Origin of the sequence: Micromonospora sonneratiae (assembly GCF_042679305.1) — a bacterium.
Taxonomy (GTDB): domain Bacteria; phylum Actinomycetota; class Actinomycetes; order Mycobacteriales; family Micromonosporaceae; genus Micromonospora_H; species Micromonospora_H sonneratiae.
Genome location: NZ_JBHTMP010000008.1, coordinates 154473 through 176371, shown reverse-complemented (window position 1 = coordinate 176371; position 21899 = coordinate 154473). Strand labels below are relative to the sequence as shown.

19 protein-coding genes are annotated in these 21899 nt (G+C 68.0%); 10 read left to right on the top strand and 9 right to left on the bottom strand.

All coding sequences use genetic code 11. The annotated features are described in order from the left end of the window. Positions 1–126 precede the first annotated feature (126 nt). The 5 genes from tmk to ACFQ4H_RS07850 all read right to left on the bottom strand — a co-directional run bounded on the left by tmk (position 127) and on the right by ACFQ4H_RS07850 (position 7608). Positions 127–738, bottom strand: a complete 612-nt coding sequence (tmk, locus tag ACFQ4H_RS07870) for a dTMP kinase (protein ID WP_377568622.1) — start codon at positions 736–738, stop codon at positions 127–129. A 4-nt stretch (positions 739–742) separates the two neighbouring features. After that, positions 743–2248 carry a B12-binding domain-containing radical SAM protein gene (locus ACFQ4H_RS07865; RefSeq protein WP_377568619.1) on the bottom strand — a complete coding sequence of 502 codons (1506 nt, stop codon included), beginning with the start codon at positions 2246–2248 and terminating at the stop codon, positions 743–745. Beyond that, complete coding sequence (locus ACFQ4H_RS07860; RefSeq protein ID WP_377568616.1) at positions 2181–2987, bottom strand: DNA glycosylase family protein; 807 nt, start codon at positions 2985–2987, stop codon at positions 2181–2183. Before ACFQ4H_RS07860 ends, ACFQ4H_RS07865 begins: the two co-directional genes overlap by 68 nt. 119 nt (positions 2988–3106) lie before the next feature. Beyond that, a complete protein-coding gene (locus ACFQ4H_RS07855; protein ID WP_377568613.1) occupies positions 3107–6196 on the bottom strand; it encodes a DUF3427 domain-containing protein in 3090 nt (1029 codons plus the stop codon). Between the two features lie 74 nt (positions 6197–6270). Beyond that, complete coding sequence (locus ACFQ4H_RS07850; RefSeq protein ID WP_377568611.1) at positions 6271–7608, bottom strand: MFS transporter; 1338 nt, start codon at positions 7606–7608, stop codon at positions 6271–6273. A 162-nt stretch (positions 7609–7770) separates the two neighbouring features. On the opposite strand from ACFQ4H_RS07850, the gene ACFQ4H_RS07845 reads away from it, so the two are divergent. From ACFQ4H_RS07845 to ACFQ4H_RS07835, 3 genes are all read left to right on the top strand, one after another. Continuing rightward, the gene (locus ACFQ4H_RS07845; RefSeq protein ID WP_377568645.1) at positions 7771–8385 is read left to right on the top strand and encodes a LysE/ArgO family amino acid transporter; all 615 of its coding nucleotides are present in this window, start codon (positions 7771–7773) and stop codon (positions 8383–8385) included. Between the two features lie 112 nt (positions 8386–8497). Further along, positions 8498–9817, top strand: a complete 1320-nt coding sequence (locus ACFQ4H_RS07840) for an AAA domain-containing protein (protein WP_377568608.1) — start codon at positions 8498–8500, stop codon at positions 9815–9817. A 71-nt stretch (positions 9818–9888) separates the two neighbouring features. Then, the gene (locus ACFQ4H_RS07835; protein ID WP_377568606.1) at positions 9889–10914 is read left to right on the top strand and encodes a hypothetical protein; all 1026 of its coding nucleotides are present in this window, start codon (positions 9889–9891) and stop codon (positions 10912–10914) included. A 73-nt stretch (positions 10915–10987) separates the two neighbouring features. Here the strand turns inward: ACFQ4H_RS07835 and ACFQ4H_RS07830 are convergent, their stop codons facing one another. Beyond that, positions 10988–13543 (bottom strand): tetratricopeptide repeat protein, encoded by a 2556-nt coding sequence (locus tag ACFQ4H_RS07830; protein ID WP_377568603.1) that lies wholly within the window; start codon positions 13541–13543, stop codon positions 10988–10990. Positions 13544–13869: 326 nt separating this feature from the next. Here ACFQ4H_RS07830 and ACFQ4H_RS07825 point away from each other — a divergent pair, with 326 nt between their 5' ends. Continuing rightward, positions 13870–14499, top strand: a complete 630-nt coding sequence (locus tag ACFQ4H_RS07825; protein ID WP_377568601.1) for a DUF6642 family protein — start codon at positions 13870–13872, stop codon at positions 14497–14499. A gap of 58 nt (positions 14500–14557) precedes the next feature. Here ACFQ4H_RS07825 and ACFQ4H_RS07820 read toward each other — a convergent pair whose 3' ends face one another. Further along, positions 14558–14932, bottom strand: coding sequence for a cupin domain-containing protein (locus tag ACFQ4H_RS07820; protein WP_377568598.1), 375 nt, complete (start codon positions 14930–14932; stop codon positions 14558–14560). Positions 14933–15006: 74 nt separating this feature from the next. On the opposite strand from ACFQ4H_RS07820, the gene ACFQ4H_RS07815 reads away from it, so the two are divergent. From ACFQ4H_RS07815 to ACFQ4H_RS07805, 3 genes are all read left to right on the top strand, one after another. Then, positions 15007–15480 (top strand): MarR family winged helix-turn-helix transcriptional regulator, encoded by a 474-nt coding sequence (locus tag ACFQ4H_RS07815; protein WP_377568595.1) that lies wholly within the window; start codon positions 15007–15009, stop codon positions 15478–15480. 213 nt (positions 15481–15693) lie between these two features. Next, complete coding sequence (locus ACFQ4H_RS07810) at positions 15694–15978, top strand: hypothetical protein (protein WP_377568592.1); 285 nt, start codon at positions 15694–15696, stop codon at positions 15976–15978. Between the two features lie 236 nt (positions 15979–16214). Next, on the top strand, positions 16215–16673 hold the full coding sequence (locus ACFQ4H_RS07805; protein WP_377568589.1) for a lamin tail domain-containing protein: 459 nt from the start codon (positions 16215–16217) through the stop codon (positions 16671–16673). A 61-nt stretch (positions 16674–16734) separates the two neighbouring features. Here the strand turns inward: ACFQ4H_RS07805 and ACFQ4H_RS07800 are convergent, their stop codons facing one another. Further along, entirely contained in the window at positions 16735–17487 is a 753-nt protein-coding gene (locus ACFQ4H_RS07800; protein WP_377568587.1) for an SDR family oxidoreductase, read from the bottom strand. 299 nt (positions 17488–17786) lie between these two features. Between ACFQ4H_RS07800 and ACFQ4H_RS07795 the strand changes: the two genes are divergently transcribed. Beyond that, positions 17787–18077, top strand: coding sequence for a HesB/IscA family protein (locus ACFQ4H_RS07795; RefSeq protein ID WP_377568584.1), 291 nt, complete (start codon positions 17787–17789; stop codon positions 18075–18077). A gap of 157 nt (positions 18078–18234) precedes the next feature. Further along, the gene (locus tag ACFQ4H_RS07790) at positions 18235–19458 is read left to right on the top strand and encodes a sodium:proton exchanger (RefSeq protein WP_377568581.1); all 1224 of its coding nucleotides are present in this window, start codon (positions 18235–18237) and stop codon (positions 19456–19458) included. Positions 19459–19507: 49 nt separating this feature from the next. On the opposite strand, the gene ACFQ4H_RS07785 is transcribed toward ACFQ4H_RS07790, so the two are convergent. Continuing rightward, a complete protein-coding gene (locus tag ACFQ4H_RS07785; protein ID WP_377568578.1) occupies positions 19508–20185 on the bottom strand; it encodes a MarR family winged helix-turn-helix transcriptional regulator in 678 nt (225 codons plus the stop codon). 106 nt (positions 20186–20291) lie between these two features. Between ACFQ4H_RS07785 and ACFQ4H_RS07780 the strand changes: the two genes are divergently transcribed. Next, positions 20292–21896, top strand: coding sequence for an LLM class flavin-dependent oxidoreductase (locus ACFQ4H_RS07780; RefSeq protein ID WP_377568575.1), 1605 nt, complete (start codon positions 20292–20294; stop codon positions 21894–21896). The last annotated feature ends 3 nt before the right edge of the window (positions 21897–21899 follow it).

Below are 21899 nucleotides of genomic sequence, written 5' to 3'. Positions count from 1 at the left end.
GTGGCCGAGGAGGTGTCCGCTTGGGTCGACGCCGCAACGGGCGCACAGGCGGGGCAGCTCGACAGCCTCCGCGGCAGGCTCCCTGACCACACTCCCAACAGGTAAAGAGATCTCAATCACGCGACACTAGGGAAGCAGTGGTAGTACCTGTGGCCAGAGCGCCGATACCACCTCATCCGGTGTCTGATCCGACACATCGTGTCGGTGAACCGGCCAGGCCGCTGCGGTGAGTTCATTGGCTACTTGGCCGTACAGTTCGTTTTCGATGTGGCCAGCCTCGACACCGCCCCGATGGAACCGGCTGTGGATGCCCCGAACCGCCGCTCGGTCGCGGGACCGGATGGGGTCACCGGTGAGGATGATGACGAGATCGGGCCGGTCGGCATACCTGTTGATCGTCCAGATGAATTCGGGACTGACGCCGTCGAGTCGCTGTAGGACCAATGAGGTCGCCAGGTAACGGTCACTTACCACGACCTTGCCGGCGGCTACCGCAGGGCGTACCTCTGCTTCCAGGTGGTAATACCGGTCTGCGGTGACCATACAGGCCAGGGTGAGGCCCCGGTATTCGTCGGTGCCATGGCGGGCCAGGTCGCCGAGTTTGGTCCGGCTTGGTTCCTTGGTCGGATGGACGGCCCATCCCCCGTCGCGTAGCCGGGCACACAGTCGCGAGGCTACGGTAGTCTTTCCTACTCCGCTGGGGCCGTCCAGCACGATGAAGCGGCCCACTGCCTTCATTACCTCACCGCCGATCGTGTTGTTGACGGGCCACCTCGACGAGCTTGTGTCGTACATAGGCCAGTTCGGCCTCGCCGAATTGAATATTGACCGAAAAGTTGAATTCATCGCGCTCTCGTAATGCTTCGTCCAGGCCGTCTGTGGTCAGGTCGACCGCGCTGTAGTCCAATAGCTGCCGATGGTCGTAGCGGCCGGTCATCATCAGTCGATTCCACTCGGGGGTGCCGGGATAGGGGCGGAACTCGAAGACGCTGGCTCGGAATGACCCCGGATTTGCATCTGCGATGGCCCACAACTCCTGGATGTGTCGTACGGTCATGTCGAGTTCATCGCGGGTCTCGGTGGGCAACCCCAGGATGAAATACCCCTTGATGTTGATTCCATGCTGGGTCAGCCGTCTGACTACCCGTCTGGTCAGTTCCGGAGTGATCCGCTTCCCGATGTGTCGCAACACCCGCTCGCTGCCCGACTCCACGCCAAGTGCTATCTCCCGGCAGCCATTCTGAACAAGCGTAGCGATCAGCTTCTCGTCGGCTCGTGCCAGGATGTTGATCCTGCCGGTCGCATCCCATCGGTACCGTTCGCCGATGTCATTGTCCGAGAAGACCGCCATGCACTGGCGGATGAACCGTTCGTAGCCGAGGAAGAGATCGTCGACGAAACGGAAGGCGGTCACGCCGAATCGCTGGTTCACCTCGTCCATCTCGGCGACGAGGTTGATCGGGTCCCGAGTCCGAATCGTGATGTCGGGGTTGGCGCTTACGGCCGCGCCGCAGAACGTGCAGTCGTACGGACAGCCGCGGGCTCCGACCATCGCAGATTCCAGTACGCCGTTGGCGGTTGGGTACGGGTCCGCAGCAAAGAAGCGGCGGTCGACGAAGGGCAGGGCGTTGATGTCCGGGGCGAGATGATGTTTTGTACCCGGTATTCCGCCGGTGACGGGTGAGTTGAGAAGCCGGTCACGCCACATTACGCCGGGTAATTGACTGCGGCTGCTCCGATCTTTAAGTAGCTCTACCACTCGGCTCTCGCCCTCGCCGACGACAAGCGCTGCAAGCCGATCGAACCGCGGATCGTCGATTATTGCGTGTGGCATCGCCTTGGCTTGGTGGCCACCGACCATTATTTCGATACTGGGATCAAGGCCGCTCGCGATCGTGGCGCTGAGTTCGTATGTGGGAGCGAGTAGGTTGAATCCAGCCCACCGAGGCGCTGACCGATTTATGGTCTGTTGAATTTGGCTTACAGTCAGCCCCAATGCCTCGCCATCCAGCACGCCGACGTTGAAGCCGTTTGCGGCGGCATAGGTCGCGATGTAGCCCATGCCGAGCACCGGCAACGTGAAGTCGTTGGTTCGCGGACGCCGACTGTAGTCCCTGAGCGGGGCGTTTACGAGTAGGAGATCGAGTGAGCGCAGTGGATCAGCGCCGAGGATGTACGACTCAGATGGCGCCGCTGTGACGGGTCCCCCAGGCGAGGGTGAGCAGGGTGTACGTCCCGAGGTGGTCACCGGTCAGCCGTTGCCAGGCTCGGGCGAAGGCCGCTTCGTCGTCCGGCCACGGGTACTCCGGGGCGATGTGTCCGGCCCAGGTGCGGACCGCGAGGTCTCCGTATGGGTAGAGCGACCAGTCGTTGCTCCAGTCCGCGACTGCCGCGCCGGCGCTCCAGGGACCGATGCCCTTGACCGTCTGTAGCTCCTTGACCAGGACTGATGGTGTGAGCTGACACCACGTCGAGCCATGTGTGAGGAAGGCCCGTGCGGCGTGGCGCAGCGGACGACACTTGAAACCCATGCCACTGATGGTGAAGTCGGCATCACTCAGAGCTAACAGATGTTCGGGTGATGGAAAAGCGTTGATGTCTTTGTCTCCGAATAGTGCGACTCGTGGCCCGTACGCGTCGCAGAACTCGCGGTAGAGCCTGCGTGCCTGGGCCGCCCGGATGACCTGCCGGACGATCGCGGTGGCCAGCGCATCCCACAGGCTCGGGTTGGCGAACCGGGCCACCACGCCGAGCGTACGAAGTGGAGCCGTGAGCGGAGAGCGGGCGGAAACCTGTGACGGAGGTGCTGAGTAGAAGCCGGGGGTGGGAGGAGGAACCGCGCCAGCGGGCGGGGTCATGGTCAACTGATGGCGCTCGTCGGACTCGGCCAGCCAGTGGGATCCCCGGTCGTCGACGAGGAGCCGGCGGACGCCTGTCGACACTGGTCGCCACGCCGGATGGTCCGTCATGAGAAGGTCGAAGTCCATGACGTCTCTCCCCGCGATCGGTCAGCGCGACGTGGTGATTGTTCCACTCCGGTGCGGAGCGTTCAGCGCAGCGCCGCGCTCACCGTCGGCAGTCGTAGCCCTGCCTGGTCGATGGTTGGTCAGGCGGCGATCACCCGGGCCACCTGCAGTACGTCGGCGGGCAGCGGCCGGTCGAGCCGCCAGATGATCCGCATCGGGCGGTCGCCGGTGTGCCGCTCGTACGTCATCGGCCCGGCGTAGAGGTACGGCGGCACCCCGAGATCCCCCTCGGCGATCTTGGTTTCTCGGATGAACAGGTGCACGGTCGAACCCCGGTGTGCGTGCTCGACGTAGCGCCGCCCGGTCGGTGAGCCGGACGAGGTGGTGCTCTGCGACTCCCATTGGAACAGCTCGGCGGTCAGCGCCCGGTCCTGGTACCTGGTGGTGGGGGAGTAGTGGCGGTCCGACTTGACCAGTGTGACGAAGAAGATGTCCGCCCGCTCGGCTTCGATCCACTTGACGCCCTCCCGCAGCGCCCCCGGATTGGTCATGCCGAAGGCCGCACATGCCTCGTTCTTGCTGTATCGCGCGTGTATCCGCAGCGGCACGCTCTTCGAGCTGACCGGTGTACTGACCCGGTGGATCCGGGTACGCAGCACCCCGGCGATCTGACGTAGTTCCGCGCAGCGGGCCGGGTCGGCCCAGAGCCGGTCCAGTCGATCATCCAGTTCGGCCAGTGGCGTCGACGGACCCCAGAGCATGAAGTGCAGCATGTGCAACAGTCGGCCGTCTGCCGGGCGTTCCCCGGCCGCGACCCGGGCCAACAGATCGAGCCGGTCCGGGTCGTCCAGGTGCAGCAGCCGACCGAAGGCGGCACTGAGGGTGGCGTCGTCGGGACCGGCGGGGGTGCTGTCCAGCCCGGCGGTACGTCGCAGGCCAGCCCAGCCACCGAGGGATCTCCGGCGATAGATGTCCTCGATTTCCACGCCGGTCTCCCGCAGGAACTCACCGAGGGAGACGTCACCGAGCTGACGCGCCTCGTTGACCAGCCCGTTCCTCGAGGTGGGCAGGGCCGACCTCAGGTTGGCCAGCACGATCTCCTTGGCGACCCGGTCCAGTTCGATGTGACAGCCACTGGGCAGGGTCGGGAAATCGTCCGCGACCACCTGTTCCAGTGCCCTACGGCTGGTCCCGGTCAGTGCCCGCCAGCGCAGGTCGAACCGGAAGTTGGCATGCTGGCCGCCGATGAAGTCGAGCACGGTGAGGCAGGCCTTGTCGTCGTCCAGGCGCAGTCCCCGGCCGAGCTGTTGCAGGAAGATCGTCGCGCTCTCGGTGGGCCGTAGCAGCAGGATGGTGTCCACCATGGGCAGGTCGATGCCCTCGTTGAACAGGTCGACCGTGCAGAGCACCCGTACCTTGTCGTCCCGGAACGCGGCGATGGCCTCGTGCCGTCCAGCCACGTCGAGCCGGGAGGTCACAGCCCGGGCGGGCACCCCGGTCCGGGTGAACCAGTCGGCCATGAACTCGGCGTGCCCGATGCTCACACAGAAGGCCAGCGCCCGCATCCGGCCGACGTCCACCTTGTCCCGCACGGCCTGGAGCACCAGCCGGGCCCGGGCGTCGTTACCGGTGTAGAGCTGGTCCAGTTCGGTGCTGTCGTAGCCCTGGCCACGTTTCCAGTGCAGCCGGGACAGGTCGACGTCGTCATGCAGACCGAAATACTGGAACGGTGCCAGCAACTGTCGGTCCAGGGCTTCCCACAGGTGAAGTTCGACCGCCGTACGACCATCGAACCAGCGACGGACGTCCCCGCCGTCGGAGCGGTCCGGGGTGGCGGTCAGCCCGAGCAGGATCTTCGGTTCGAGCCGGTTGAGCAGCCGCTGGTAGGTGGGGGCCTCGGCATGGTGGAACTCGTCAACGATCACCATGTCGAACTGGTCCGGCCTCAGTTCCAACCGCTGAAGCGACTGGATACTGGCGAAGACGTGCCGCCACCGGGCCGGCCGGTCGCCGCCGACCAGGGTCTCCCCGAAACTACCGTCACGCACCACATGCCGGAAGATCGATCGGCTCTGCCGCAGGATCTGCTCCTGATGCGCCACGAAGAGCAGTGAATCGACGGTGCCGGCCTGGCGCAGGCGGTGATAGTCGAGGGCGGCCACCACCGTCTTACCGGTGCCGGTCGCCATCACCACCAGGTTCCGGTGCCGACCGTGCACCGCCCGCTCGGCGGCGAGGTCGTCGAGAATCTCGCGCTGATAACCGTACGGTCGTACATCGAGGCTGGTGACCTCGATCCCGAGCGGATCGACTCCGCCACCCGACCGTTGCGCCCCCAGCGCCCACCGCAGACGTAGCGCGTCCCGTTCCGGCTCGTACGTCTCAAACGCAGGATCGTCCCAGTAGTCGGTGAAGGTCGCCTCGAAGGTGTCCACCACCTGCGGCTGCTCCAGGCTGGCCAGCCGTACGTTCCATTCCAGCCCGTCCACCAGCGCTGCCTTCGACAGGTTGGACGAGCCCACGTACGCCGTACTCACCCCGTTGGCGCGACGGAACAGCCAGGCCTTGGCGTGCAGTCGGGTGGTCCGGGTCTCGTACGACACCTTGACCTGGGCACCCAGTTCGACGAGCCGGTCCAGGGCCCGCTGGTCGGTCGCGCCCAGGTAGGTGGTGGTGATGACCCGGAGTTGGCCGCCCCGATCGATCAGTTCCCGGATCGGCCGTTCCAGCAGACGCAGACCGTGCCATTTGATGAACGCGCAGAGCAGGTCGACCTCGTCCGCGGAGGCCATCTCGTGGCTGACCTCGTGCCCGATGCGCGGCTGGTTCCGGCCGTTGACGAGCAACGCCCCGGTGGCGAGCGGGGTGGTGGGACGTACCGGAAAGGCAACCACGTTCGTTGTCGTGGGACGGTCGGCGATCGCCGCCAACAGGTCGTGCGAACCGGCCACCCGGTCGGTGACCCGGGCGGCCTGCGGGTCGAGGTGTTCGATTGCCGCAGCGATCTGGTTCGCGACCTCGACCTGCCGGGCCAGCCGGTTCCGGTCGGAGTTGGGGACCGCCCGGATCGCGCGGCGGACCAGTCCAGCGATGTGTCGGGTGAGCACCTCGTCGGCGTCCGCCGGGTCGAGGCCGATCCGCTGGACCAGGCCCGGATCAATGGATCGGAGCCGGTCGGCGAGGTCGTCGGTGATCAGATGTTCGTAGATGCCCGGTGGCAGATCCGTCACCCGGGAAAGCTAACCGGTAGTCGACGATCCCGATGGTTCGGGGCACGATGCGGCGCGTTCGATCCGTCGGCCTGTCACGGGCTGGTGGCCGACGCCAGAGGGGATGACTCTTCCGTTTTCTCCGGCTTGATGTCGAGTGGGTTCTCCAACTCGTCCCGACGCATTCTCGCCAGGACGATCGCCAGTACGGCGAACGCCGTGGGCAACAGGCCGGCGACGAAGAACGTCGTACCGAGTCCGATGCCGGCGCTGACCGGACCCACCAGCGCCATGGACAGCGGCATGAACACGAGTGAGACGAAGAAGTCCAGGCTGGAGACCCGGCCGAGCATGTGCGGTGGCACCCGGCGTTGCAGCAGCGTGCCCCAGATGACCATGGGGGCGGAGAAGCAGATTCCGAGCACGAAGACTGCGACCGCGATCAGCCAGACGTTCGTGGCGAAACCGACCACTGCCAGCGGTAGGCAGCCCACACCCCAGAACAAGTTCATGATCGTCAGATAGCGTCGTGGCATCCGGAACGCGGCCATGCCCAACGATCCGATGGCACCACCTACGCCGTACGCCGCCATCACCATGGCGTGCTGACCGGGACCACCGCCGGCCTGGTCCTTGACCACGAACGGGATCAGCACCTCGATCGGGCCCATGATGAGCAGGATCACCACCGAGGCGAACAGCAGCGTGGCCAGCAGCCAGGGTGTGCGCACCATGTAGACGAAACCGTCCCGCAGGTCGATCAGCGTGGCCCGGACCGGATGCTCGGGTTCGGCGCTGCGGTCCCGCCGGAGCGGCACCGGTCGCAGCACCAACAGGAAGGCGACACCGACCGCCTCGAGCAGGAACACCGCCACCAGGGCAGCCCCGGGGGAGGAGGCTGCGATGATCGTGCTGGCCACTGCGGGGCCCGCCGCCTGCAGGATGGTCGGCCGCAGCATCCCCTCGACGCCGTTGGCTGCCATCAGGTCCTCGGGCGGGAGGATGGCGGGCAGCAGCGCGGAGTAGGCCGGATAGGTGAAGCCGTTTCCGAGCCCGATCAGCAGCGACATGGCCACGAGCGGTAGGAGGTCGAGCCAACCCACCACCGCCAGGAACGCCACCACACCGACGGCAACGGTACGGGCACCGGCGACGGCCAGCAGGATCCGACGCTGCGGGATCCGGTCGGCCAACACCCCGCCCAGCAGGCTGGTGATCAACGTGCCGCCAGCGGCGGCTGCAGCAACGAACGACAGTTCGGTGGGACCGCCGCCCAACGCGATGATCTGCCAGACGAGGGCGATCATCCACACCCCGGAGGCGAACAGCGACATCGTCACCGCGCTGGCCAGCAACCGGTACTGGCCCCGACGGAACGGTCGCAGGGGGCCCCGCAGCCAACCGGGGGTGGTCTCGGCGGTGATGTCGGTCAACGGCAGATCCCAACTGTGCACGGACGAGGCGACTATCCCCGATCGGGTTGTAGCCGAGAAACCCATTTCTAACGGGACCATGCCAGCCGGGGCCGACAGAACTTCGCGATCATGAGCTTGCCCCGAATCGGGCGATGCCCCTACGGTCGCTCGGTGGACGCCATGCCATCGCTCATCGCGGCACTGACCGGGCTCGGCTCCGGACTGTCACTCATCGTGGCGATCGGCGCGCAGAACGCCTTCGTGCTCCGCCAGGGCCTCCGGCGCGAGTACGTAGGTGCGGTCGTGCTGGTCTGCGCGGCCTCGGACGCGGTGCTCATCCTGGCCGGGGTCAGCGGCATCGGGACGATCGTCGGACGGGTACCGGTAGTTCTCGACATCATCCGGTACGCGGGTGCCGCGTTCCTCGTGGTCTACGGCCTGCTGGCGGCCAGACGTGCCTTCTCGAATGAGCGGATCTCCACCGACCCGACCGGCAACCGTACGTCGTTTCGTGCCGTCCTACTGACCTGCCTGGCCCTGACCTGGCTGAACCCGCACGTGTACCTCGATACGGTGCTGCTGCTCGGGTCGATCGCCAACGCCCAGGGCGACCCGGGACGTTGGTTCTTCGCGGCCGGTGCCGCCGTCGGCAGCTGCCTCTGGTTCAGTGCACTCGGCTACGGGGCCCGCCTGCTCCGGCCGGTCTTCGCCAACCCGCTGGCCTGGCGTGTCCTGGATGTGGTGATCGCGCTCGTCATGATCGCGATCGCGGTCACGTTGCTCGTCGGCAGTTGACGGGAGTTTGCTCCGTGGATCCCGTCGAACCGCTCCGTAAAACCTGACCAACCGCTCCGGTCGGTGTCGAGCGGTAGGGTGCGGGAACCAATCAGGGAGGACCGGTACGAGGGTGTTCACCAAGCTGCAACTGCCGCCCGCGGCCGAGGCTGAGCGGGTGATCACGGCAGTCCTGGCCGACCTGCGATCGGGCGCGCACCGTGGGGTGGTGGTCGACTCGCCACCCGGGGCGGGAAAGTCGACCCTGGTCGTACGCGCGGCGGTCGAGTTGGCGTCGGCCGGTGAGCCGCTGATCATCATCGCCCAGACCAACGAGCAGGTCGACGACCTGATCGACCGGCTGGCGCTGGCCGCGCCCGAACTGCGTATCGGCCGACTGTCGGCCACCGACTACGTACCCTCGCAGCGGGTCAGGGAACACGGGAGCGTCCGGGTCGGTGCCAAGGTCGCGGACCTGGGCGGTCCTGCGGTCATCATCGGTACGGCCGCCAAGTGGGCGACCCTGTCGGACGGTTCCTGGCCGTGGGCGATCGTGGACGAGGCGTACCAGATGCGCTCGGACGCCCTGCTGCGCGTGGCCGGCAGGTTCGAGCGGGCGTTGTTCGTCGGTGATCCCGGACAGCTGGACCCGTTCTCGACGGTCGAGACCGCCCGCTGGATCGGTCTGACCTGGGATCCGATGCAGAGCGCGGTGGCGGTGCTGCTGCGACACAACCCCGAGTTGCCGGTGCACCGGCTGCCGGTGTCGTGGCGGCTGCCGGAGTCGGCAGCGTCGGTGGTGGCAGCGGCGTTCTATCCGTTCACCGGGTTCCGCGCCGGCACCGTCGAGTCCGACCGGGTGCTCACCCTGACCGAGCCCGGCCCCGGTGACGCGCTGGACGACACCGTGGAGTTGGCGGCACGGTCCGGCTGGGGACTCCATGAGCTGCCCGCCCGACACGTTCCCCGTACCGACGCCGAGGCGGCGACGGCCTGTGCCGCGCTGGCGCTGCGGGTGCTGCGTCGGGGTGCGGTGGCCTTCTCGGAGCGTACGCCGGGCGGAGCGCCGGTCACCGCCGACCGGATCGCCATCGGGGCCGCGCACCGCGACCAGGTTGCGGTGATCCGCTCCCAGCTCGGCCCGGCGGGTACGGAGATCACCGTGGATACTGCGAACCGCCTCCAGGGGCGGGAGTACGACGTGACCATCGTGCTGCATCCGCTCTCCGGCCGGCGCGACGCCACCGCCTTCCACCTGGAGTCCGGTCGCCTCTGCGTGTTGACGAGCCGGCACCGGCACGCCTGCATCGTGGTGGCCAGGGCGGGGATCGCCGAGCTGCTCGACGCCCACCCGTCCACCGAACCGGTCCATCTCAACGTCCCGGTCAAGTTTCCCGACGGCTGGGAGGCCAACCATTCGATCCTGGAATGGCTGCACCGTACCCGGCTGTGACGGGCGCGACCGGTAGCCGATGCTGACGCAGCGGTAATATGCCGATCTTGGCTGTCTGGGGGAGGAGCCACGTGAAGCGTGTCCTGAGTGTGCTGGTCCTGGCGACCGTGACACTGTCGACTGTCGTGGGCTGTCGCGATGCTGGAAACGAGTCGGCCGGGAGGTCGGGCGAGGCGAGCCCGAGCGCCGCGGCGGACACGAGTGGACTGGGCACCGGCAGCGGTACGGGCACCCTGGACACCGACCTCGACGGGGCGACCCCGACACCGGACGGCGCAGGGGCCACCACCGCCCCGACGGGTGGGGACGCCGCCGTCGAGCCGTTCCCGACCGGTGTCGCGGAGGTGGTCCGTACGGCGGTTCCGGTGGACCGGTACCACGCGTTGTTCAAGCAGGCGGTGGCGGCGAAGTACCGCCCGGTCTGGGTGGACGGCTACGACGTGGCCGGTCGGACGTACTTCAACGTGGGCTTCCGTCCGGACCCGGGCGCTGCCTGGTACGAGTACACCGAGATGAGCGCCAGCGGCTACCAGACCCGCTTCGACACCCTCAAGGGCCAGGGATACCGGCTGATCTTCGTGGAGAGCTACCTACGTGGTGACCAGGTCCGTTACGCCGCCATTTGGGAGAAGAGCACGGGTCCGGCGTACTACGCGTTCAGTCACCGTTCCGCCGCCGAACTGCAGTCGATCGTGGACAGCAAGGTGAAGGAGGGGTACCTGCCGGCCCAGATCTCCGGGGTGACGGTCGGTGGCAAGACCTTCTTCACCGGTCTGCTGCTCAAGCGCAGCCTCGGCAGGTCCTGGGTGGTCCGGGCCGAACTCACCCCGGCCAGCTACCAGACGTTGTTCAACGAGATGACCGGCAAGGGCCTGGGGCTGGCGTACGTGAACGCGTACACGGTCAACGGGTCGGTGCGCTTCGTCGCGATGTTCGCCTCGACCGCCTCCACCCCCTTCCAGGCCCGGCACAATCTGACCGCCTCGACCCTGGCCAGCCAGCAGGCCACCCACACCAGGGCGGGCTACCGGACCAGGGGGATCGCCGGGTACGACGTCGGCGGCACGGCCAACTTCATCGCCGTCTGGGCGAAGTAGCCGCTCCGCTCAGCGGCGCCGCTGTCGGCCGGATCATCGTTCGCGGCGCCGCTGGCTGTCGGCCGGCTCGTTGTCAGGGGCGCTGCTGGATGTCGGCCGGCTCGTTGGCCGTCACGGAGAGACCGGATTTGGCCATGTGCTCCATGACGCCCCGCCAGCGGGCCGAATGGCCGTTGCAGATCTCGCGGGAGAGCCCCTCCCGTAGCCGCCCGTCGCGCATCTCCCGGCCACACAGCCGGTTGCTGTCCCGGAGGCTGGCATCGCAGCCACGCCTGGCGAACGTGGTCTCCATCGCCGAGATCGTCCGATCGACCCGGTCGATGCGTTGCTGGACCAGTTCCTCGATCAGGTCCGGGGAACGCAGGTCAGCCCAGTCGAAGTCTTCGGAGCCGGCCATGACCACGTCGTCGAAGCCCGGCACCGCTGGCGGGAACCCGGCTGCGGCCACCCGGGCCGGATCGACGGCGTCCCGGACCAGGTGGATGAAGTCCGCCCGGTCCCGCCAGTACCGGGCCCGGTCCCGGGCGATGCGTTCGAGCGTCTCCCAGGTCTGCAGGTCCAGGCTCAGCCAGTCCAGGAACCGGTGGATGTCGACCTCTCCGGACTGCAGGCCACGGTGGTGCCAGGTCTGTTCCAGCAGGCTCGCTCCCTCGCAGATGAGTTCCTTGACGTACGCGGACATGCGAAGGTTGATCACCTTGTCCGGGCGGGGGAAGAAGAGCTTGAGACTGGGGTACTCGTCCCGTTCGAAGTGCCAGAACTCCGGCTGGTGCCGTAACGGTGCCAGATCCGGATCGCTGCTCACGATCCAGGCCCGTAGCCGGGCGGCGACCCCGCTCTCGGTGCAGGCCAGCGAGGCACGCAGTTGTGCGACCGCCTTGCAGGCAAGCTGCTCGACGCCCGGACTGTCCGGCGGATAGCCGTACAGGGCGAAACCGTAGGTGCAGGCTGCGGTGTAGTAGTCGTAGGAACTCAGGTGCGGCCAACGTAGCCACCGTCGCTGTGCCCGGCTGATCGCCCGATCGAGGAGTTCGACGGAGGGCGGCCAACTTACCGTGATCGCCTGCGCCCGACGCCGGGCGGTCCGCCCCCACCAGTGGCGCAGTGACCCCGAGCGGTCGAATACCGGCGTGGGCACCCCGGCACCGTCCAGCCGGGCCGGTTGCCAACCCTGCTCACGCCACTCGTGCAGCGCCTTCGACAGGCGCAGCGGGGTCCAGACGTCCCGGGCGACCCGTAGCACCGTCCGGGTGGCGGCCGACTGCGTACCCGGCACCAACCGGGCGAGGACGATGTCCTCCCGGAGCCGGTAGATCTCCTGGGCTGCGGCGATCTGGAGGACGACCCGGGTGGCCGCCGGGGACTCCTGGAGGATCCGGCGGAACCAGTCCTTGGCCGACTGCTCGTCGGCCTGCTCGGCGAAGGCCAGGGCGGCGGGCCAGTACCGGTCGACGAACGCCTCCCGTAGCCGTTCCCGCATCTGCCGGTGGACCTTCTCCCGTTCGCCGACCGCGTCCTCCTCGAACCAGTGCTCGACCGTACGCTCCGAGTAGGCCAGTGTGCAGGCGTACTGGTAACGGAGCTTGATCGACTCGCGTCGCCGGACCACGTAGCCGAGGATGCCGAGCAGATACCGCCAGGGGTGGGTCAGGCGGCGGCGACGGGTGCTCCAGAGGTGATCGGAGTACCGCCCGGTCAGTTCTCCGATCGCCAGCGCACCCTGGTAGGTGTCCAGCGCGTCCAGGAAGAGTCCCAGGTCCTCCTGGACGCTGGCCACCATCAACCGCAGGTCGGCGTTGAACGGGTCGCTGCGCAGGGCCCGGGCGTAGCTCCACAGCGCCGCGTCGAGCTGCCGGTTGTCCTGTGCCTTCTTTCCCTCGTTGTACGCCTCGAAGAGGTCGGCCGGCAGTTCCCGGCCCAGCCACTTCCGCCATGGTGCGATCTTTGCCAGCCGGGTCACCGGCAGGACCGTCGCGAGGATCCAGTAGGCGGTCTTGCAGGTCGCCTCGTCCCAGCTCCGGCCCCACTGGGTGGTCATGGCGCTGCGCCCGCCGCCCAGGAAGGAGGTGACCGTGGCCGATATCCCGTACCTCGGTTCCTGCTGGCGTATCTGGAGTGACCCGGTGACCAGGTAGCCGGTGCGGGGCCACAGCCGGGGCAGCGCCTGGAGCGCCAGCAGAACGGGATTCGTCGTTCTGGTGTCCATCTTCTCCGCGACGTCCAGGAAGCCCTTTGGCGGCGGATCCGCCGGGCCGGCGTACGGCGGGTAGATGTGTGTCTCCGACAGGTGCCGGCACAGTCGGCTCTTCACGTCGTCGACCGGCGCTTTCTCGTCCGGGGTGGCGTTGGTGAACTGGTGTACGTCCACCGGTCCGGGCAGGTAGGCCAGTCGGGCCATCTGCCAGTGTCGCCAGCAGAGGAAGCACACGATGCCGAGCAGCAGGAAGCCGAAGCGTTTCCACGGTGCGAGGCCGTTGCGGACGAGCAGGGCGTCGAGGCCGTCGAGGATCGCGACGGCCGGGCTCCCCCGCCACCACTCCCCGGTCGCACTGCCCTCCCGGTACAGGGCGACGAGGACGATTGCGGTTGTGGCCAGCGCCAGTAGCCGCCAGAACCAGACCCGGGGCATCGGCAGTGGCGAGGGGGCGGCACGCGTGTCTCTCCTGAGCCGGTGGGGCGTCCGCTCGTCCCACTGCCTGGATCGCTCGTTCCGGTTTCCCGTTCTCCTGGCCCCGTCTGCCATCTCGGCCGCCGATCGGTGGTGCTGCTGTTTTTCGCTTGTAGCCGGTTGACCTGCAACTTTCAGGCTAGGGAGCGCTCCACCGGCCGCGCTGACGGACGCCGGAAACCGTTGTTCCGCTGCTGCACACCAGCACCATCCGCCCCACCAGTCACAGCGGTATCGTCACCTTGCTGGTCCACGTACGGGGAAGACCGCGCACGGGGAGGTCGACGGTGGCGCGAGGCGGAGTGTTCTGCGTCGAGGGTCAGTGGCACCGCGACCTCAACGAGCGCGGGTCGGTGCTGCCGACCCTGGAGTTGCTTGAGCGGCTCGGGCGCATCCGCTTCATCTGCAAGGACGCGGCCACCCCCGACGAACTGTTCTATTTCCTCAACCGCTGGCTGTTGCGCCGGTACGCCGACTACCGGGTCGGCTTCTTCGCGATGCACGGTGAACCCAGCAAGCTCTGCCTGACCGACTGGCACTCGGTGGATCTCGATGATGTCGCGGCGCAGATGTCCGGCCGGTGCGAGGGCAAGCTCCTGTATTTCGGCAGCTGCTCCGTGCTCCGGGCTTCCGATGCCCGGTTGCAGGACTTTCTGGCGGAGACCGGAGCCGCGCTCATCTGTGGGTTCAGCCGGGAGGTCGACTGGGTCGAGTCGGCGGCCTTCGAGACCGTGTTGCTCGACGTGCTGGCCAACGGGCAGCGGCTCAACGCTGCCGAGATGCGGATGGGGTCGGCACACTGGGCGCCGCTGGCGTCGTACCTCGGGTTCCGCATCGTCTATGCCAACGGGCGTACCTGGCGGCCGTCGGTGCGGTCGAAGGTGCCCGCGCAGTCTACCGCCCGGCACGACGGTTGACCGTCCCGGCCACCGGGCGGAGTGTGGTCGCCGGGACACGTCCTGACCTGGACGCCGACTATTGGGCCCAGGGGAGCGGGCGGGGCTCGTCGTTGCCGGGCACCCGGGCCTGGCCGCCGATGGACATGCAGACCAGCGCCTCCGCCGGCCCTTCGGCAACCCGGACCTGACGTACGACACCGGCCGGCAGGACGGCGGCCTGACCGGCGGAGGCCGTGGCCGCCACGCCGTCCACGGTGAACGCCAACGATCCGGTCAGCGGCATCCAGACCTGTTCCCGGTCGATCGTGTGCACCGGTCCCTCCGCGTCGGCTTCCATCCGTACCCGCCAGGTGCTCAGCTCGGTGCTGCCCTGGCTGGGGCCGGCGAGGGCGGTCATCACACCGCTGGGGGTCCTGGTCGTACGCGCTTCGGTCTCGTCGATCACGAACATGGCGACTCCTGAGTCAAGTGGCTTTACTTGGCTGATGAGTAAAGCTGCTTGACTTGCATGTGTCAAGATGGGGCGTGCCGACCGACGATCCACTTGAGCGGACCGAGCTGACCTTCCTGCTCGGACTGGGCTTCCAGCTCGTCCTCGGCGAGTTCAACCGCCGGGTGGCCGAGGCGGGCTATCCGGACCTGCGGCCGGTGCACGGGCTGGCGTTCCAGGCGCTGCGCGGACCGGGTATCACCAGCACCGAACTGGCCCAGCGGCTGGGCGTCACCAAGCAGGCCGCCGGACAGATCGTCGACGACCTGGAGGAGCGCGGGTACGTGAGCCGGCAGCCGCATCCCGGTGGCGGCCGGCGTCGGCTGGTCGTACTGACCGACAGGGCGCACGACCATCTCGAGGTGGCCGGTCGGGTGTTGCACGGGTTGGAGGCTGAGTTGGCTGGTCAGCTCGGTGACGCGAACCTCGCGGGACTGAGGGGGGACCTGGCCCGGCTGATCCGGGAACTGGCCGGCGACCAACTGCCTCCGCTGCGTCCGGTGTGGTGAGTGCGCTGCCGGACCCGGGAGCCTGGGCTGCCGGCGGCGTTACCGCAGGATGGCCGCAGGATGGCCGTGCCCCGGTTGGCTGGTGGGCGAAATGCGGCGACTCGCCGCTAGCACAACGTGTCCGTCGCCCTCCGTCGATGGTCCGGTAGCTTTCCGTCAGTTGTCATGCCGTTCGCCCCGAGGACGGCTGGTCCACGCGCTTGGAGGTCCCCCTTGACCGCACCCCGGTGGGTCCTGCATCTGCCCACGAAGCTGACCTCGCTCGACGAAGCGACCGCCCTGATCGAGCGCCTCCGTGACGCCCTGTCGCATGTCGCGGTCATCGACTTCAACGCGGCGACGCTGTCCGAAAAGGACAGGCTGATGGTGCGTCACCAGGTCTTCTGTGGCGTCACGTTGCCTGATCAGCGCCGCTGCGGACTACGTCACGAGCACCCCGGCCCCTGTGCCGCGTCAGCTGACGGCTACCCGGCGAAGAGGGGAGCGGCCGGTCGATGACCGAGGGCGATCGATCGGCGTACGGGTCGACCGGCCTGGCTGATCATCCGGGCAGGTGCGGCCGAGCGGGGCGATGGCGTTACTGACCGGTGACCGAATGCGACTGACACGGTGACGTGGTGTCCCGGTGGATTGATCGGCGGGTCCGCAGAATCCGACGTGGACGATCACCGGCCTGCTCCGGTGGTCGTCGCCTCATCCACGATCGGTTCCGATCGCAATCGCCTGGAGGCAACGTGCGGAAAACTGTCGGCATGCTGGCTGCGGTGCTGTTCGGTCTCGGTGGAGTGCTGGTGGCGGGATCGCCCGCGAACGCCGCAACCCCGAGCCTGCGGTTCCATGGCGCGCAGTACGACTCGCCTGGTAAGGACACCCGGAGCAACGCCAGCCGCAACGCGGAGTGGATCTCGCTGATCAACAGCGGTAGGGCGTCGGTGAACCTGAACGGCTACACGATCCGCGACAAGGCGGGCAAGGTGTACCGGTTCGGAAACGTCACGATCGCCGGCAACGGCGGGCGACTCTGGCTGCACACCGGATCCGGCCGCAACGCCGGCCGTGACCTCTACTGGAACAGCGGCAACTACATCTGGAACAACACCGGTGACACGGCCTACCTGCGTAATGCCAAGGGCGGCACGGTCGACTCCTGCTCCTGGGGCAACAAGAAGAACCGGACCTGGGTGGGCTGCTGAAACTGACCGGACACCGTTCCGGTGAGTGATGTCCGGCCAGTCGATCATGGTGTTGGGCCGGTCAGATCAGACCCCCCGCCGCCACGAGGTTCTGGCCGGTCATCCACCGCCCGTCCGGCCCGAGGAGGAAGGCGACCACGTCGGCGACGTCCGCCGGCTGCCCGAGCCGGCCCAGCGGGGTCATCTGCTCGGCCCTCTGCAACCCCTCCGGACTGTTGGTGCCACGTAGCAGGTCGGTGTCGGTCGCACCGGGGGACACCGAGTTGACCGTGATACCGCGACTGCCGAGTTCCCTGGCAGCTACCCGGGTGAACTGTTCCACCGCGGCCTTGCTGGCCGCGTAGACCGCGACCCCGGGACCCGCCATCACCGTGTTGGCGCTGGAGATGCTCACGATCCGTCCACCGTCGCGCATCCGCCGGATCGCGTGCTGGATCGTGAAGAACACGCCCTTGGCGTTGACCGCCATGAGACGGTCGTAGTCCGACTCGGTCACGTCGGCGATCAGCGTGGCCACCGCCGTACCGGCGTTGTTGACCAGGATGTCCAACGCGTCGAGGTGTTGGTCGGCCGCCTCGAACAGGGCGGCCACGTCCGCCATCACGCCGAGGTCGACCCGGACCGGGACGGCCCGTCCGTCGGTCTCCTCGGCCACCTGTTTGGCCGCGGCTTCGTCCTGCTGGTACGTGAACACGACCGTTGCGCCGTCCGCTACCAGGCGTAACACGATCGCCCGGCCGATGCCACGGGAACCACCGGTGACGATCGCGCCCTGCCCGTCGAGTCTCCCCATGGTGCCTCCGTCATCCGTCATCCGTCGTCACTGGACGGTATTGATCACAACACCGACGGTACGGATGGGCAAGTGGTCGGCGTCGATCGTGTGCAGCGGATCTGATCAGGAAAGTGCCGGGTGACCCGCCCCGGCGCCGGCGCCGGTCGATTTGACGAATCGGGCAAGAGCGGGCAACGTAGGGCAGGACGGCCGTTGACCTGCCCATCCATTCGACAGAGAACGCTCCAGCCGTACGTCTGAGCCCTCCCACGTGTGCTCGCAATCGGGCCTGATCAGCCTGTGCCGGGTGACCGCTACGAGAATCCACGAGGAGTTTCATGCTCACCTTGACTGAGAACGCCGTGCTCGTGATCCGTGACCTGACCGCTCAGCAGGCGGTACCGGAGGAAGCGGGGCTGCGTATCGCAACCGATCCGACCGCCGGTTCGCTGACGCTCGCGTTGGCCGAGCAACCCGCCCTGGGGGACCAGGTGGTAGCCAATTCCGGTGCGCGGATCTTCCTTGACGCCGATGCTGCACAGTTGCTCGACGACAAGGCCCTGGACGCCACGGTCGACGCCCAGGGAGCCGTGCAGTTCGGCATCGCCGAGCAGCCCGCCCTGGGATAGTTGGCGCCCGACCCGGGCCAGCCGAGCAAGCTGACCAGGGCTGATCGCATGCCTGGCCGTCCCGACGGGGCGGTCAGGCAGCGGTCGTAGAGATCTCCGGTTTCGCCACTGCCGCCAGGTCCGTCGGGCACCCTCAGAGGGGACGGGGGTGGTGACGATGCGGGTGGAACTCGACGTCACGATCCCTGGCTGGGCTGCGGCCGTACGGGTCGCCGTGGCGGTCGTGGCCGCGTTGCCGGCGGTCGTCGTACGGGCAACCGGGGTGAAGCTGCCGCCGGTGGCGGCGATGGTGGTCTTCGGCGTGGCGGTGCTGGCGGCGGTCGCCCTGCTGATGTGGGCCGCCGAGGTGGTTCGGGTGGACGTCTCCGGGAGCCTCGCGTTGGCGCTGCTGGCGCTGGTGGCGGTCCTGCCCGAGTACGCGATCGACATCTACTTCGCCTACGCGGCCGGGTCGCACCCGGACTACGCCGCCTACGCCACGGCGAACATGACCGGGGCCAACCGGCTGCTCATCGGGGTGGCCTGGCCACTGCTGGTCGTCTTCGCCATCTGGGCGGTACGGCGGCGCGGGCGACCCGGGGACCGCAACTCCGTACGACTGCAGCCCCACCGCCGGATCGAGATCCTCTTCCTGGCCGTGGCGACGGTGTACGCGGTGGTCATCCCGTTGACCCGGCGGCTGGCCTGGTACGACACCCTCGTCCTCGGCGGGCTGTACCTGGTCTATCTGTGGCGCATCAGCCGGGCGGAGCAGAACGAGGAGGAGTTGGTCGGGGTGGCGGCCACCCTCGCCGACCAACCGGCCCTTCGGCGACGGATCACCGCCGGTGCGCTCTTTGTCGGGGCAGCCGTGATCATCCTTGCCGCTGCCGAACCCTTCGGAGATTCCCTCGTCGAGGCCGGGGCGTCCCTCGGTATCGACGAGTTCCTGCTGGTCCAGTGGTTGGCACCGGTCGCCTCCGAGGCGCCCGAGGTGATCGTCGCGGTCGCCTTCGCACTGCGCGGACGCGCCGACGACGGACTGGGTGCCCTGCTGGCCGCCAAACTCAACCAGTGGACCCTGCTCATCGCCTGCCTGCCGGTGGCGTTTCTGCTCGGTGGCGGTGAGCTTGCCGGCCTGCCCCTGGACGCCCGCCAGGTCGAGGAACTCCTGCTCACCGCGGCGCAGACCGTGCTCGGGGTCGCGGTACTGGCGGATCTGCGGATCTCCCGGATCGAGGCGGCACTGCTCTTCGGCCTGTTCGCCGTCCAGTTCGCCGTACCCACGCCGACCGTTCGCTATCTGATCGCCGTCACGTACGTCGTCGTGGCGGTCGCATTGTTGATCCGCTACCGTCGCCACCTGCCCGACCTGGTCCGGACGGTTCGCTGTCCGGACTGACCGCTGCTGTCCGGATGGGCCGCCGATGTCCGGACTGACCGGTGGTGGCTCAGTTGCCCCTGGTGCGGGTGCCGCCCCGCCGGGGACGGTTGGTGGCGGTGACCGGCCTGGCCCGGTCGGCGGCGGTCAACTGCTCCACGACCTGGCAGGTGTCGACCAGCGGGTCGAGTTCGTTGGCGTGGGCCGCGAGGCGCTGTAGCAGCGTACGGAACGTCGGTGCGTCGTCGCCGAGCGCGCCGAGGACATGCTGTTCGAGATGGTCCAGCGCTTCCTGTCGTTGCGCCCACAGGGTCCGGCCCTGTTCGGTGGCGATGACCTGACGGCTACGCCGATCGGCGGGGTCGGGCCGTCGTTCGACCAGCCCGATCTCCTCAAGATCGTCGATGAGGTAGGTCAGGACCGTACGGTCGATTCCGAGTCGGTGCGCGAGGACCCCCTGGTTGCCGGCGAGACCCTGGGCGGCCGAGGCCAGCACCTGGTAGCCACGGGGGCCGCCGGGAAGGTCGCTTACGACGGCGTCCGCGGCCTTGACGTACGAGCGGAAGACCACGCCCAGCGCCCAGCCGAGATCGTTGTGCAGGCCCTTGCCGGTCGGCGAGGTGTCCCCGTTCGGCATGTCGCCGGTCGGCCGGGTGTCCCCGTTCGGCGTGCCGCCGGTCACCTTCTCTTCGGCCGCGTGGACCGGATCCTCCCCGGCTGCGCTGCTGGCGGAGGTCGAGGGTGGCATGGAGGGAGTGTAGCCCACCTGTGGTGATGCAAACCTTCTGTTTGGCAAATCTTCTTGGTTGCATAATATTGTTGAGCTAACGCATCTCCGCAGCGAGGAGGCCCCCATGGCTGACTACGGCCACGATCTGCTGTTCGGCACCTTCCTGACGCCGGCGGCGGAGCAGGCGCAGCAGGTAGTCGAGCTGGCCCAACTGACCGAGCAGGTCGGGCTCGACCTGGTCAGCATCCAGGACCACCCGTACCAGCCGGCGTTCCTGGACAGTTGGACGCTGCTGTCGGTCATCGCCGCCCAGACCACCCGGGTACGGGTGCTTCCCAACGTCGCTAACCTGCCGCTCCGACCGCCGGCGGTGCTGGCCCGTGCGGCGGCGAGCCTGGACATCCTCAGCGGCGGACGGGTCGAGTTGGGACTCGGGGCGGGGGCGTTCTGGGACGCGATCGCCGCCCAGGGGGGACCGAGGCGTACCCCGGCCGAGGCGCTGGCCGCCCTCGACGAGGCGATCAAGGTGATCCGGACGCTGTGGACGCCGGGGCGGGGCGTACGCCTCGACGGCACGCACTACTCCCTGCGGGGAGCCAAGCCCGGGCCGTTCCCGGCGCACGACATCGGCATCTGGCTCGGTGCCATCAAGCCCAGGATGCTGCGGTTGACCGGACGTGCCGCCGACGGCTGGCTGCCCAGTTCGTCGTACGTGCCGCCGCAGCAACTGGCGGTGTCGAACAGGATCATCGACGAGGCGGCCGATGCGGCGGGTCGAAAGCCGGAGGCGGTGCGCCGCCTCTACAACATCGTCGGCAGTTTCACCGGCGATGGCCGGGAGTTCCTCCAGGGACCGTCCGCCGTCTGGGTGGAACAACTCACCGAGCTCACCCTCACCGAGGGGGTCAGCGGCTACATCCTGATGGTCGAGTCGGCCGACACCATGCGTCGGTTCGCGGCTGAGGTCGTGCCCGCCGTCCGTGAGCTGGTCGCGGCGGCACGAGCCGGCGGTGCGCAACCCGAGGCCCCCGCGCACCCGTCCGTGACCGTTCGGCGGGAGAACCCGCAGCGGGCCGGGACAGGTGGGCCGGTGGCCGCCCGGGTCCGGACCGCGAAGCGGGACTCCGCCGAGGCGCTGGCCGCCGTACCGACCCCGGACGACGGGGTACGCCTCAGCCGGATCCAGCCCTGGGACGAGTCGACCCGGCCCGTCGGCCCGACCCCCGACCCGGACCGGCGGTATACCCGCCACGAACAGGCCGCCGGGCAACACCTAATCGACGTGCACGACCACCTACGGGCTGAACTGACACAGCTGCGCGGGATCGTGGATCAGGTAGCGGCCGGAACGATGGATCCCGGCGAGGCCCGGTCACACCTGAACACGATGACCATGCGGCAGAACAACTGGACGCTGGGTGCCTACTGCGAGTCGTACTGCCGGGTGGTCACCACCCACCACACCCTGGAGGACCAGGCCCTCTTCCCGCACCTGCGCCGGGCCGACGCCCGCCTCGCCCCGGTGATCGACCGACTCGAGGAGGAGCACCACGTCATCCACGGTGTCCTCGAGCGGGTGGACCGGGCGCTGGTCGCCCTGGTGACCGGACCCGACGGCATGGCGGAACTGCGTGCTGCCATCGACCTGCTCACCGACACGCTGCTGTCCCACCTCTCCTACGAGGAGCGGGAACTGGTCGAACCGCTGGCCCGTCTCGGGTACCGCTGATCG